The 12,887-nt window shown below is 73.6% G+C and carries 9 protein-coding genes and 1 pseudogene; 7 read left to right on the top strand and 3 right to left on the bottom strand.

Annotated features, from left to right (window positions below):
• Positions 1-3 precede the first annotated feature (3 nt).
• The 3 genes from MUK52_RS03275 (at position 4) to panD (ending at position 3,809) form a co-directional block, all read left to right on the top strand.
• A complete protein-coding gene (locus MUK52_RS03275; protein WP_284574526.1) occupies positions 4-1,593 on the top strand; it encodes an ABC transporter permease in 1,590 nt (529 codons plus the stop codon).
• Positions 1,590-2,624, top strand: a complete 1,035-nt coding sequence (locus tag MUK52_RS03270) for an ABC transporter ATP-binding protein (protein WP_114055306.1) — start codon at positions 1,590-1,592, stop codon at positions 2,622-2,624. The genes MUK52_RS03275 and MUK52_RS03270 overlap by 4 nt, the downstream gene beginning before the upstream one ends.
• Positions 2,625-3,386: 762 nt before the next feature.
• On the top strand, positions 3,387-3,809 hold the full coding sequence (gene panD / locus MUK52_RS03265) for an aspartate 1-decarboxylase (protein WP_284574525.1): 423 nt from the start codon (positions 3,387-3,389) through the stop codon (positions 3,807-3,809).
• Between the two features lie 356 nt (positions 3,810-4,165).
• On the opposite strand, the gene gnd is transcribed toward panD, so the two are convergent.
• The gene (gene gnd, locus MUK52_RS03260; protein WP_284574524.1) at positions 4,166-5,605 is read right to left on the bottom strand and encodes an NADP-dependent phosphogluconate dehydrogenase; all 1,440 of its coding nucleotides are present in this window, start codon (positions 5,603-5,605) and stop codon (positions 4,166-4,168) included.
• A 187-nt stretch (positions 5,606-5,792) separates the two neighbouring features.
• Between gnd and MUK52_RS03255 the strand changes: the two genes are divergently transcribed.
• Positions 5,793-7,106: a transglycosylase family protein gene (locus tag MUK52_RS03255; protein WP_162793187.1), complete on the top strand. Its 1,314-nt coding sequence runs from the start codon at positions 5,793-5,795 to the stop codon at positions 7,104-7,106.
• A gap of 96 nt (positions 7,107-7,202) precedes the next feature.
• Here MUK52_RS03255 and MUK52_RS03250 read toward each other — a convergent pair.
• Positions 7,203-7,952: pseudogene (locus MUK52_RS03250) on the bottom strand (DMT family transporter); the annotation flags it as partial.
• A gap of 260 nt (positions 7,953-8,212) precedes the next feature.
• Here MUK52_RS03250 and MUK52_RS03245 point away from each other — a divergent pair.
• From MUK52_RS03245 to MUK52_RS03235, 3 genes are all read left to right on the top strand, one after another.
• Positions 8,213-9,700 (top strand): SDR family NAD(P)-dependent oxidoreductase, encoded by a 1,488-nt coding sequence (locus MUK52_RS03245; RefSeq protein ID WP_284574522.1) that lies wholly within the window; start codon positions 8,213-8,215, stop codon positions 9,698-9,700.
• Between the two features lie 352 nt (positions 9,701-10,052).
• Entirely contained in the window at positions 10,053-10,226 is a 174-nt protein-coding gene (locus tag MUK52_RS03240; protein ID WP_174250382.1) for a hypothetical protein, read from the top strand.
• A gap of 206 nt (positions 10,227-10,432) precedes the next feature.
• Positions 10,433-11,428, top strand: a complete 996-nt coding sequence (locus MUK52_RS03235; protein ID WP_284574520.1) for an NAD-dependent epimerase/dehydratase family protein — start codon at positions 10,433-10,435, stop codon at positions 11,426-11,428.
• On the opposite strand, the gene MUK52_RS03230 is transcribed toward MUK52_RS03235, so the two are convergent.
• Positions 11,414-12,874 carry a lipase maturation factor family protein gene (locus MUK52_RS03230; protein WP_284574518.1) on the bottom strand — a complete coding sequence of 487 codons (1,461 nt, stop codon included), beginning with the start codon at positions 12,872-12,874 and terminating at the stop codon, positions 11,414-11,416. The genes MUK52_RS03235 and MUK52_RS03230 overlap by 15 nt on opposite strands.
• Between the last annotated feature and the right edge of the window lie 13 nt (positions 12,875-12,887).

Genomic DNA, 12,887 nt, shown 5'->3' with positions numbered 1-12,887 from the left:
CGCATGCACTCCACGGATCCCGTCGCAGCGGCGGATCCCGCAGTGCGCCCGGCAGGCGCCACCGCGCCGGCCGGGCGGCTGCGTGCCGGGCGCCGCCCGCCCGCCGCCCTGCTCCTTCCCGCGGCCCTCGCCGCGGTGTTCGCGCTGCTGCCGCTCGGCTACCTCGCCGTCCGCTCCCTGGAGCGCGGTCCCGCCTTCGCCTGGGACGCCATCGCCGACGAGCGCACCGCCCAACTGCTCGGCCGCAGTCTCGGGCTGGCCGCCGTCGTCGTGTCGGCCTCCCTGGTGCTGGGCGTGTCCCTGGCCTGGCTCACCGCACGGACCGACCTGCCCGGCGCCCGGACCTGGGCGGTCCTGGTGACGCTGCCCCTGGCCGTGCCGAGCTACGTCGCCGCCTTCACCTGGCTGTCGGTCTTCCCCGGCCTCGCGGGCTTCGGCGGCTCCGCCCTCGCGCTGACACTGGTGAGCTTCCCGTACGTCTACCTGCCCGTCACCGCCGTACTGCGCGGGGCCGATCCGGCACTGGAGGAGGTCTCCCGCTCGCTCGGCCACGGGCCGCTGCGGACCTTCCTGCGCGTCACGCTGCCGCAGGTGCGTCCCGCCGCGGCCGGGGGATCCGTACTGGTCGCGCTCTACGTGTTCTCCGACTTCGGCGCCGTCTCCCTGATGCGCTACGACACCTTCACCCGCGGCATCTACACCTCCTACCGGGCCAGCTTCGACCGCACCCCGGCCGCCGCCCTCAGCGTCGTCCTCGTGGTGATGACGATCCTGCTCGTGGCTGCCGAGGCCCGTACACGAGGCCGCGCGGGACAGGCCAGGACCGGGACCGGCACGGCACGCCCCGCCGCCCCCGCGCCGCTCGGCCGGTGGCGGATGCCGGCCCTGACCTGGTGCACGGCGGTCGCAGCCATCGCCGTCCTCATGCCGCTGGCCACCCTCGGGTACTGGCTCGCCGTCGGCAATTCCGCCACGTGGGACCCTGCCGCGCTCCTCGACACCGCCGGCACGACCCTCGGCGTCGCCGCCGCGGGAGCCGTGCTCACGACCCTCCTCGCCCTGCCCGTCGGGGTGATCGCCGCGCGGCACCGGGGCCGGACGGCGCACCTGCTGGAGCAGTCCGCCTACGCCGGACACGCCCTCCCCGGCATCACCGTCGCGCTGTCCCTGGTCTTCTTCGCGGTCCGCTACGCCGACCCGCTCTACCAGGAACTCCCGCTGCTGGTCTGCGCGTACGCCGTGCTCTTCCTGCCCGTCTCGGTGGCAGCGACCCGGGCCGCCGTACTGCAGTCCCCGCCGGTGCTGGAGGACGTCGCACGCTCGCTCGGCCGCAGCCCCCTGCGCGTGCTGCGCGAGATCACCGTGCCGCTCGCCGCACCCGGGGTCGCCGCCGGCGCCGCCCTGACCTTCGTCGTGTGCATGAAGGAACTCCCCGCGACCCTCCTGCTGCGGCCGACCGGAATGGACACCCTGGCCACCCGGCTCTGGACCGAGACCGGCACCGGATCCTTCGCCGCCGCGGCCCCCTACGCCGCGGCGCTGATCCTGCTGGCGGCCATCCCCTCCTACCTCCTCGGACGGCACCGCACATGACCGACGTACAGATCACAGGAGTATCGAAGTCCTACGGCCCGGACGCTCCTGTCCTGCGCGGACTCGACCTCACCGTCCCCGCCGGCACCCTGGCCGCCCTCCTCGGCCCCTCCGGCTGCGGCAAGACCACCCTGCTCCGCATCGTCGCCGGCTTCCTGCGCGCCGACGCGGGTACCGTCACCGTCGGCGGACGCACCCTGTCCGGCCCCGGTGTCCACCTTCCCCCCGAGCGCCGCCGTATCGGCATCGTCCCCCAGGAGGGCGCGCTCTTCCCGCACTTGAGCGTCGCCCGCAACGTCGCCTTCGGGCTGACCGGCCACGACCGCGCCGCACGCCGAGGCCGCACCGAGGAGATGCTCGAACTCGTCGGCCTCGGCGGCCACGGCGACCGCATGCCGCATGAACTGTCCGGCGGCCAGCAGCAGCGCATAGCGCTCGCCCGGGCCCTGGCGCCGGAACCCGCACTGGTCCTGCTGGACGAACCGTTCAACGCCCTCGACAGCGCTCTGCGCGCCGGTGTCCGGGCAGATGTCCGAGCCGCCCTGCGCGCCACCGGAGCCACCGCCCTGCTGGTCACCCACGACCAGCAGGAAGCCCTCTCCACCGCTGACCTGGTCGCGGTCGTCCGCGAAGGCCGCGTGGCCCAGTGCGACACACCGCAGGAGGTCTACCGCCGGCCGGCCGACCCCTGGGTGGCCCGATTCGTCGGCGATGCCGTGCTCATCCCCGGCACCACCGACCACGGCACCGCGACGACGGTGCTCGGCCGCCTTCCCCTCGCATCGCCCCCCGCGGGCCGGAGCGAGGGAACCGTCCTGCTGCGGCCCGAGCAGCTCCAGCTCACCGGAACCGCGACAGCTGCCCAGGGAACCGTGACCGACGTGACCTTCTACGGCCACGACGCCATGGTCACCATCTCCGTCGACGGCCTGGAGAGCCCGGTCGACATCCGGGTCGCCGGTCCCGTCGCCGTACGGCCGGGTCAGCGCACCGGCATCCTCGTCAAGGGCGAGGCCACACTGCATCCATGAACCGGAGGGGCTCCGTCGCCGGGGCGCACGCGGGTGGTCAGTGTGATCAAGGGCGCCCCTGTGCGCCCTCGGCCGGGAGCAGCGCTGCCCAGTGCGTGGTCGGCATGGGCCGGGGAGCATGTCCTCCTCATGCGCGGAAGCCTCCGGCCTCGGCTCCCGGACATGTCGCCAGCGGGTGAGATCCACGAGGTACCGGCAGTGCGGATCGTCCGCGCCGTCGGGTGTCCGCCACTCCTCCCCGAGCAATGAGGGAAGTGCGGGGAGGAGGGCGGTCAGTGCACCGCCCGGCCGGACACCGGCGGCGATCACGCCGGCTGCCTCGTCGCTGTCCATGTAGAGGCGCAGAAGACCTCCTTCCCGGAACAGGAATCCGCGCAGCCGTGCCGGGGGCTGTTCCTCGGACGGACGGGCCAGGCATCGCAGGAGGGCGGCAGCCCAGTCGTCCTTGGTGAAGGGTGCTTCCACCACCTGTGCCGGGTCGACGAGACAGAGGTCCATTCCCATGACGGAGGCGACCCTGTCGGAGGCGTGTACGGAATGGTGCCCGCTTGCGCCTCGTGACCGGGGGTGTCGGCGGTGGTGCGCGCGCCGAAAGCCCTCACGTGGGCGCCTGGCGATGCGTCGGAAATGTCGGCCATCGGTCAGCATGAGTCCTGAAAGAGCTGGGGGAAGCTGACCGAAGACGCGAATCGTTGTAGGCTCCGGGGACCGCCCTTGACCTGCGGAAAGCGGGCAGGGAGCAGACATTTCGGGAGTTTTCTCATGCTTCGCACCATGTTCAAGTCCAAGATTCACCGGGCTACGGTCACGCAGGCCGACCTGCACTATGTCGGGTCCGTGACCATAGACGCCGATCTGCTCGACGCCGCCGATCTGCTGCCCGGGGAGCTCGTGCACATCGTTGACATCACCAACGGTGCCCGGCTGGAGACCTACGTCATCGAGGGGGAGCGCGGGTCCGGCGTGATCGGGATCAACGGGGCTGCCGCGCATCTCGTGCATCCCGGCGATCTCGTCATTCTGATCAGCTACGCCCAGGTCGACGACGCCGAGGCGCGGGCGATGCGGCCGCGCGTCGTGCACGTCGATGCCGACAACCGGATCGTCGAGCTGGGAGCGGATCCCTCCGCGCCCGTGCCGGGCAGTGACCAGCAGCGCAGCCCCCACGCCGTGGCGGCCGGCTGAGGCGGTCGGCGCCTTTGGCGGCTCCGTCACGCCGGACGGCCGTGTCCGGAGGCGTGGGTCCGTGAATCGGGGGAAGGTGGGGCGTATGCCGATCCACGTCCCTGCCGAGCAGACGCAGCCGCCCGTCCCGGAGCCGACTCCGGTGCCGCCGCCGCCCACGCCCGGGCCGGGGCCCGGGCCGTTCCCCGATCCGGAGCCCGTGCCGCGGCCGGATCCGCCGGTGCCGCCGCCGTTCCCCGAGCCGGATCCGGTGCCCCCGCCGCCCGGGCCCGCGCCGGTTCCGCAGCCCCCGCCGCCCAGCTGACCTGCGCCGAGCCGCGGCGGAGCCCTTCCGGCTCCGCCGCGGCAGCCGCGCGTCAGGCGGTGGTCTCCGTGCGGTCACCGCTCCAGAGGGTGTGGAACGACCCCTCGCGGTCCGTGCGCCGGTAGGTGTGCGCCCCGAAGAAGTCCCGCTGCCCCTGCGTCAGCGCCGCAGGCAGCCGCTCCGCGCGCAGCGCGTCGTAGTACGAGAGCGACGCCGCGAACGCCGGGACCGGGATGCCGCCGGCCACCGCGGCCGCCACCACCGCACGCCAGTCGTCCTGCGCCGCGCCGATCTCCTGGGCGAACCCGGCGTCGGCGAGCAGGCCCGGCAGGTCCGGCCGGGCGTCGTACGCGGCGCGGATCCGGTCGAGGAACGCCGCCCGGATGATGCAGCCGCCGCGCCACAGCGAGGCCACCGCCCCCAGGTCGATGCCCCAGCCGTACTCCTCGCTGCCCGCCCGGATCTGGTGGAAGCCCTGCGTGTAGGAGACGATCTTCGAGGCGTACAGCGCCTGCTCGACCTTGGCTGCGAACGCGTCCGCGGCCTCCCCGGCCAGCGGCTGCGCGGACGGGCCCGCCAGCCCCCGCGAGGCCGCCCGCAGCCCGGCGTGGCCCGAGACGGCGCGGGCGAAGACCGCCTCCGCGATGCCGGACACCGGAACGCCCAGGTCCATGGCGGTCTGCACCGTCCAGCGGCCGGTGCCCTTCTGCTCGGCGGCGTCGGCCACCACGTCCACGAACGGCTTGCCGGTGGCCGTGTCGACGTGCGCGAGCACCTCCGCGGTGATCTCGATCAGGTAGGAGTCGAGCCGGCCCCGGTTCCACGTCCGGAACGTCTCCGCGATCCGCGCGGGGGAGTAGCCGGCGACCTCGCGCAGCAGGTGGTACGCCTCCGCGATCAGCTGCATGTCCGCGTACTCGATGCCGTTGTGCACCATCTTCACGAAGTGCCCGGCGCCGTCCGGGCCCACGTGCGAGGTGCACGGCGTGCCGTCGGCGGCCTTCGCCGCGATCCGCTCCAGCATCGGGCCGAGGGCGTCGTACGACTCCGGCGACCCGCCGGGCATGATGCTCGGTCCGAGCAGCGCGCCCTCCTCGCCGCCCGAGATCCCCACGCCGACGAAGTGGATGCCCCGCTCGCGCAGTTCGCGCTCGCGCCGCCGCGTGTCCTCGAAGTGCGCGTTCCCGCCGTCGATGACGACGTCGCCGGGCTCCAGCAGCGGGGCGAACTCACGGATCACCGCGTCCGTCGGCTCGCCCGCCTTCACCATCACGATCAGCCGGCGCGGCCGCTCCAGCGCGTCGACGAACTCCTTCGCGGACTCGGCCGCGACGAAGTCGCCCTCGTGCCCGAACTCCTCCACCAGGGCACGGGTCTTGGCGGCGGTCCGGTTGTGCACGGCCACGGTGAAACCGTTGCGGGCGAAGTTCCGGGCGAGGTTGCTGCCCATCACCGCGAGCCCGGTGACACCGATCTGGGCGGTGCTGCTCATGCGTGCGCTCCTTGGTGCTTCGATGTGCGGGGACCACCGACGCTACCGCGGCGCGGCCCCCGGCGGATCGCCCGCCACCCGGGACAATGTCAACTTGCCCTGCTGTGCGCCCTGTTGCGCCCCTTGTCACGGCCGTGACCGGACCGTTAGGTTTGGCGCTCACCGATGTCTTCGATGGGGGCTCCCAATGGGTGTACGGGGTCGGCACCGCCGGTACCAGCCGAGCAGCATCAACCGCGCCTCGCTCGCCGTCACGGCGGGCGGCGCCGGCATCGCGCTCCCGCTGATCGGCGCCGGGACCGTCCACGCCGCGTCCGCGGAGACGTGGAGCAAGGTCGCCGAATGCGAGTCCGGCAGCGACTGGCGGATCAACACGGGCAACGGCTACTACGGCGGGCTCCAGTTCAGCCAGACGACGTGGCGCGCCTTCGGCGGCACCCAGTACGCGCCCCGCGCCGACAAGGCGACCCGGGAGCAGCAGATCGCCGTCGCGGAGAAGGTGTTGAAGGGGCAGGGGCCGCAGGCCTGGCCCACATGCGGGAAGCAGGCGGGCCTCACCCGCGGCGGCCCCGCCCCCGACCTGTCGCCGCAGGGCGGGGCGAAGGCCACCGTCCAGGTCGTCAAGGTGCAGGCGCAGCCCGCCGGGAAGGCCGCGGCGCCGCCCGCCGCACCCCGGCCGACCGGGACGTCGGTCCTGCCGAACCCGTACGTCGTGGCCCCCGGCGACTCGCTGTCCTCGATCGCGGTCCGGCAGCACGTCGAGGGCGGCTGGCAGGCCCTGTACGAGACCAACCGCACCACCGTCGGAGCCAACCCGGACCTGATCTTCCCCGGGCAGCGCCTCACCCTGCGCATCACCGCCGCCCCGCCCGCGCAGAACCCGGAGAAGCCGCCGCGCACCGCCGAACCGGTCAAGCCGGTCGCGCCCGCGGCACCGCCCGCCGGCGAGCAGGTCGCCAAACCCGCCGAGAAGCCGGCGCAGAAGCCCGCGGAGAAGCAGGCCGCCAAGCCCGCCGACAAGGCCGCGCCCAAGCCGGCCCCCGCGCAGCAGAAGCCCGCGGAGAAGCCCGCGTCAGCGCCGAAGCAGCAGACCGGCGGCGGATACGTCGCCCCCGTCGACGCCTCCGTCGGCACCCGGTACAAGGCCAGCGGATCCTCCTGGTCCAGCGGCTACCACACGGGCGTCGACTTCCCCGTCGCGACCGGTACGTCCGTCAGGTCCGTCGGCCCCGGCCGCGTCGTCTCCGCCGGCTGGGCCGGTGCGTACGGCTACCAGGTGATCGTCCGGCACACCGACGGCCGGTACTCCCAGTACGCCCACCTGTCGGCCCTCGGCGTGAAGGCCGGGCAGGACGTCTCCGGCGGCCAGCGGATCGGCCGCTCCGGATCGACCGGCAACAGCAGCGGGCCCCACCTCCACTTCGAGGTGCGGACCGGACCCGGCTACGGCTCCGACATCGACCCGCTGAAGTACCTCCGCGCCCACGGCGTGGGCATCTGACGAGGCCGTGTGCGGCGGCGCGGCGGCCGTGAGCACGACCAGGCCGGCCGCCGCCACCGCGGCGCCGGCCAGCGCCCCCGCCGTGCCCGCCGCCCCGTACCGGAAGCCCTCGCCGAACAGCGTCAGCCCGACCGCGGCCGCCACCACCGGGTTGACGACGGTCAGCGTGGCCAGCGGCGCGGCCAGTCCTGCGCCGCGGTAGGCGGCCTGCGACAGCAGCAGCCCGCCGCAGGCCAGGACCGCGACGGCCGCCGCGTCCGGCCAGCGGCCGGACGCGGAACCCCGTACGACGCCCTCGGCGAGCGCCTTCGTGAACACCGACGCCATCCCGAACGCCGTGCCCGCCGCCACGGCGAGCAGCACGCTCCGCAGCACCGGCCGCCGCACCCCGTGCGCCGCCGCGAACAGCACCGACACCGCGGCGGCCGTCGCCGCCAGCAGCAGCGCCCGCTCGCCGGCCACGGGCAGCCGGTCCGCGCCCCCGTCCGGGTTCCCGCCCGTCAGGGCCAGCAGCCCGGCCAGCCCGGCCGAGGCCAGCAGGGCCCCGCGCCACGCTGCCGCAGTGGCCCGCCGGCGTACGAACACGGCCGCCATCGGCAGCGCGAACACGATCGTCAGGGCACCCAGCGGCTGCACCAGGCTCAGCGGCCCGTACGCGAGCGCCACCACGTGCAGTACGGCGCCGAGGCCGTTCAGCGCGACGGCCGCCCACCACTCCGGCCGGCGCACCGGCGCGTACGCCCGCTCCTGGCCGCGCGCCGCGACCCGCTCCTGAACGATCGCTCCGCCCGCGTACGCGACCGCGGACACCAGGCACAGCAGCAGCGACAGCCCCAGGGCACTCATGTATCCCACAATGCCGCGCCGGGGACGCCTATTCCTCCCCCTGGAGGACCACATCGACCCTGCTCAGGGCGTACTGCGAAAGGATGACGCGGCCCCGCCCGCACTCCCCGCGCAGTACGCCCGCGGTGACCGCCCGGACGCGGTGAGTGAGCCCCCGCGGCACGGGTTTGGTTCCCGGCCCGCAGCATCCGTACAGTTGCCGTTTTGAGGACTTCCGCAGCAGGCGGATGCGGACGAGTGACCAAGGAACGGCAGCGGCCATGACGGCGACCGAGACCGAGACCGAAGACATCCAGGCGTACGGGCCGGGCATCGACCCCGAGCGCATGGCCGTCTGCCTCAGCGTGCTCGACGAGCTCGACAAGCTCGACATCGACCACCCCGACGCCGTCGCCGTGCGCCGGGCCACCGCCGGGATCTACCGGACGGTGAAGCAGCGCCGCCGCCAGGAGCGCCGCGCCGCGAAGACCGCCAACGACAAGGCCGTCACCGAGGCCACCGCGACGGGCTCGGCGCAGCGCATCGACGACGAGACCGAGGGCATCCTCCCGACCTCCGTCACCGAGGCCGGCCGGATCGCCGGCATACTCCAGCGCCCCCGCTCCTGCTATGTCTGCAAGACGCGGTACGTCGAGGTCGACTACTTCTACCACCAGCTCTGCCCGCCGTGCGCCGTCGAGAACCGCACCCGGCGCGAGGCCCGCGCCGACCTCGCGGGCAAGCGCGCGCTGCTCACCGGCGGCCGGGCGAAGATCGGCATGTACATCGCGCTGCGGCTGCTGCGCGACGGCGCCCACACCACGATCACCACGCGCTTCCCCAAGGACGCCATCCGCCGCTTCACGGCGATGGAGGACTCGGCGGACTGGATGCACCGCCTGGAGGTCGTCGGCATCGACCTGCGCGACCCGGCGCAGGCCGTGGAGCTGGCCGACCGCGTCGCCGACGCCGGACCGCTGGACATCCTGATCAACAACGCGACGCAGACGGTGCGCCGCCTGCCCAGCGCGTACGCCGCGCTGGTGGACGGAGAGGGCGCCCCGCTGCCGGCCGGCGAGCTGCCCGCGCACCACGTCATCGGCGCCTTCAACTCGGGTGCGGTCGACGGCCTGGCGGCGCTGCCCGTCGGCGTGAGCGGCCTGGAGGCGCAGAAGGTCGCGGACCTGGCCCTCGTCGCGGGCAACGCCAGCCTGGAGCGGCACCTGGACGGCACCGCGATCGACGCGGGCGGCCTGCTCCCCGACGTCGTCGAGAGCAACACCTGGGTGCAGACCATCGACCAGATCTCCCCGGTGGAGCTGCTCGAAACCCAGCTGTGCAACTACACCGCGCCGTTCATCCTGATCAGCAAGCTCCGTCCGGTGATGGCCGAGGCCGCCCGCAAGGCCGCCAGCGGGCGGGCGTACATCGTCAACGTCTCCGCGATGGAGGGCGTCTTCAGCCGCGGCTACAAGGGCGCCGGGCACCCGAACACCAATGCCGCCAAGGCGGCGATGAACATGGTGACGCGGACCAGCGGCCAGGAGATGTTCGAGGCGGACCGGATCCTCATGACCTCCGTCGACACCGGCTGGATCACGGACGAGCGCCCGCACTTCGACAAGCTGCGGCTGGCCGAGGAGGGCTTCCACGCCCCCCTGGACCTGGTCGACGGCGCCGCCCGCGTCTACGACCCCGTCGTCCGCGGCGAGGCAGGCGAGGACCTGTACGGCGTCTTCCTGAAGGACTACGCGCCCGCGAAGTGGTGACGCGCGCCACCGCCCGCCCCGCGACAGCGCCCCGGCCCCTCCTCCCGAGGGGCCGGGGCGCTGTCGCATTCCCGCTCCGGGAAGGCCCCCCGCGACGGCGGGACCGCCCCAAAGGGCAGACCTCGCCGCAAAGGTGACACACAAACCCGGGAACCGAGCGGATATTCGCGCCATTGGGGTGGATTTTGCCAATCTACCGAGCGGGTGCCTGCTCAGATGTGTACTCTGTGGGGACACGCTAGAGCCCCACCCAGGCCACGCTCCACCATGGCGCCACCGCGTCTTGAAACTCTCCATTCTCCATACCCGATGCGGTTGGCCGCCGGGTCAAGCGACACCGAAGGAGTGCGCGGTGACAGAGACGAAGACGAAGTCCGACGAGCTGCTGGAGCGCACGGGGTGGCAGGGCCGCCCCCACAGCGACGAACTGGGCAGCCTCGAGGTCTGGGCCCGCTCGGCCCCGATCCGCCTCGCCGGATACGAGGACGACCTCGCGGAATCCCACATCCTGCCCGGCATCGACTAGCCGGGCAGCGATCCCGGAACCGCCCCTCCGGCCGTCACAGGACAGCACGACGGCAAGGGGGCGGAGCACGGCTCGGCGGGCGGAGGCAGACGTGCCGCCGCCCGGGGCCGGGCAAGCGGAGTTCCCGGTTCGCGTCCGCCGTCGGCGTCATCGCCGAGAGCGATCACGGCTTCCGCCGCCGCGCCGGCCCCCGGCACGCTGGCCGCATGACGAAACTGCTGATGCTCGGCGGAACCGAGTTCGTCGGACGCGCCCTCACCGACGACGCCCTCGCCCGGGGCTGGGACGTCACGGTCTTCCACCGCGGCCGCCACGCCCCGCCACCCGGCACCCGTGCCGTACACGGCGACCGCACCGCCCCCGACGGCCTCGCCGCCCTCGCCGCGCCCGAAGCGGGCGAGTGGGACCTGGTCGTCGACACCTGGTCCGGCGCCCCCACCGCGGTCCGCGACACCGCGCGCCTGCTGCGCGGCCGCGCCGGCCACTACACCTACATCTCCAGCCGCTCGGTCCACGCCTACCCCGGGGACGGGAACGCCGCCGAGGACGCCCCCCTCGTCGACGGCTCCCCGGACGCGGACGCAACCGCCTACGCCGAGGACAAGCGCGGCGGCGAGATCGCCGCCACCGACGCCTTCGGCGACCGCGCCCTCCTCGTCCGGGCCGGCGTGATCCTCGGCCCGTACGAGAACGTCGGCCGCCTCCCCTGGTGGCTGGGCCGCACCGCCCGCGGCGGCCCCACCCTGGCCCCGGGGCCGAAGGACCTGCCGCTTCAGTACATCGACGTACGCGACCTCGCCAGCTGGACCCTCGACGCCGCCGCCGCCGGCCTCGGCGGCCCGTACAACGCCGTCTCGCCCGCCGGCCACGCCACCATGGGCACCTTCCTCGAAGCCTGCGCGGCCGCCACCGGCGGAGGCGCCGAACTGCGCTGGACCGAGGCCGCCCGGATCCTGGACGCCGGCATCGAACCCTGGACCGAGCTGCCCGTCTGGCTCCCCGAGGGCGATCTGCACGCCCACATGTTCGGCGCGGACGTCTCCCGGGCGCTCGCCGCCGGCCTGCGGTGCCGTCCCGTCGAGGAGACCGTCGCCGACACCTGGGCCTGGCTCCGCTCCGTCGGAGGCACCGCCCCCCTGCGCCCCGACCGCAGCGCCAAGGGCATCAGCCCCGAGAAGGAGGCCGCCCTACTCGGACTCTGACCGCTCTCCGGCCCCGCCCGAGGCGGACACCACCGAAAGACGGGTCGGGGGCAGGTACTCCCTTAGCAGGCTTCGATGCCACCACGCCCCCGTCTCGCGCAGCTCCCGCCAGGTGGTGAACCGGTACCGGTACAGCCGGGCCCGCACGTAGACGGGCGGGGCGCCGGGGAAGGGATTGCGGCGGATCAGCCGCAGCGTGTCCCGGTCGCCCTCCAGCAGCCGCTCCACGAACGGCCCGAACCAGTCCCGGGCGTAGCCGGGGGAGAGCGCTGCGAACCACATGAGCCAGTCGAGCCGCAGGTGGTACGGGGCGAACTGGCGGGGGATCCGGCGCGGATCCCCCGGCTTGCCCTTGAAGCCGTACTCCCGCCACTCCCCGTCCTCCCGCGGCACCGCGTCCGGGGTTCCCTCCACCACGACCTCGTCGCGGACCCGGCTCACCGTGCCGAAGGCCCCGTACGTGTTCACCAGGTGCAGGGAGTCGAAGGAGCGGTTCATCACCTGCCGCCGGGAGACCATGTTGCGCACCGGATGCCTGCTCAGCACCAGCACCAGCAGCGTCACCGCGCACACCAGCACCGCGAACCACACCGGCGGCGGTGCGGAGGCCGCGGCCGGCGGCGGGCCGGCGACCGGGGTGAAGTCGACCGCCGGCAGCGCGAGCGTGATCGTCAGCCAGTTCAGCCACGCGAAGTTCCCGGAGAGCACCAGCCACAGCTGCGTCGCCACGATCGCGCAGGCGGCGTACGAGGCGATCGGCTGCGGTGCGAACAGCAGCACCGGCACGACCAGTTGCGTGACGTGGTTGGCGGCGCACTCCACCCGGTGCAGCGGCTTCGGCAGGTGGTGGAAGAACCAGCTCAGCGGGCCGGGCATGGGCTGCGTCTCGTGGTGGTGGTAGAGGCAGGTCAGCTTCCGCCAGCAGGCGTCCCCCCGCATCTTGATCAGTCCGGCCCCGAACTCCACCCGGAACGCCACCCACCGCAGCAGCCACAGCACCAGCACCGGCGGACCGGTCTCGGCGTTGCCGAGGAACACCGCGAGGAAGCCTGCCTCCAGCAGGAGGGACTCCCAGCCGAAGGAGTACCAGGTCTGGCCCACGTTCACGATCGACAGGTACAGCGCCCACAGCACCGCCCACATCGCCATCGCCGCACCGAGCGGCACGGCGTCCCCCGCGCCGGCCGCCAGCGCCGCGGACAGGGCCGCCCCCGTCCACGCGCAGCCGGCGAAGAACCGGTCCGAGTAGTGGAGTTGGAACAGGCTCGGGGCGCGTTTGAAGGGCACGAAACGCACGTACCGCGGGACCGGCAGCATGCCGCGGCTCCCGATCAGGGCCCGGAACTGGAGGGCGGCCGCCAGGAAGGCGACGAGGTAGACGCCGGCGAGGGCCCGCTGGAAGACCAGCCGGCCCAGCCAGAGGTCGGGCGCCGTGAACCAGTCCATCACCCCCAGTATC

The sequence above is a fragment of the Streptomyces sp. 2P-4 genome (assembly GCF_030167965.1).
In the GTDB taxonomy this organism is placed as follows: domain Bacteria; phylum Actinomycetota; class Actinomycetes; order Streptomycetales; family Streptomycetaceae; genus Streptomyces; species Streptomyces globosus_A.
The sequence above is the reverse complement of the archived record's forward strand: the minus strand, read 5'-3'. Positions and strand labels throughout refer to the sequence as shown.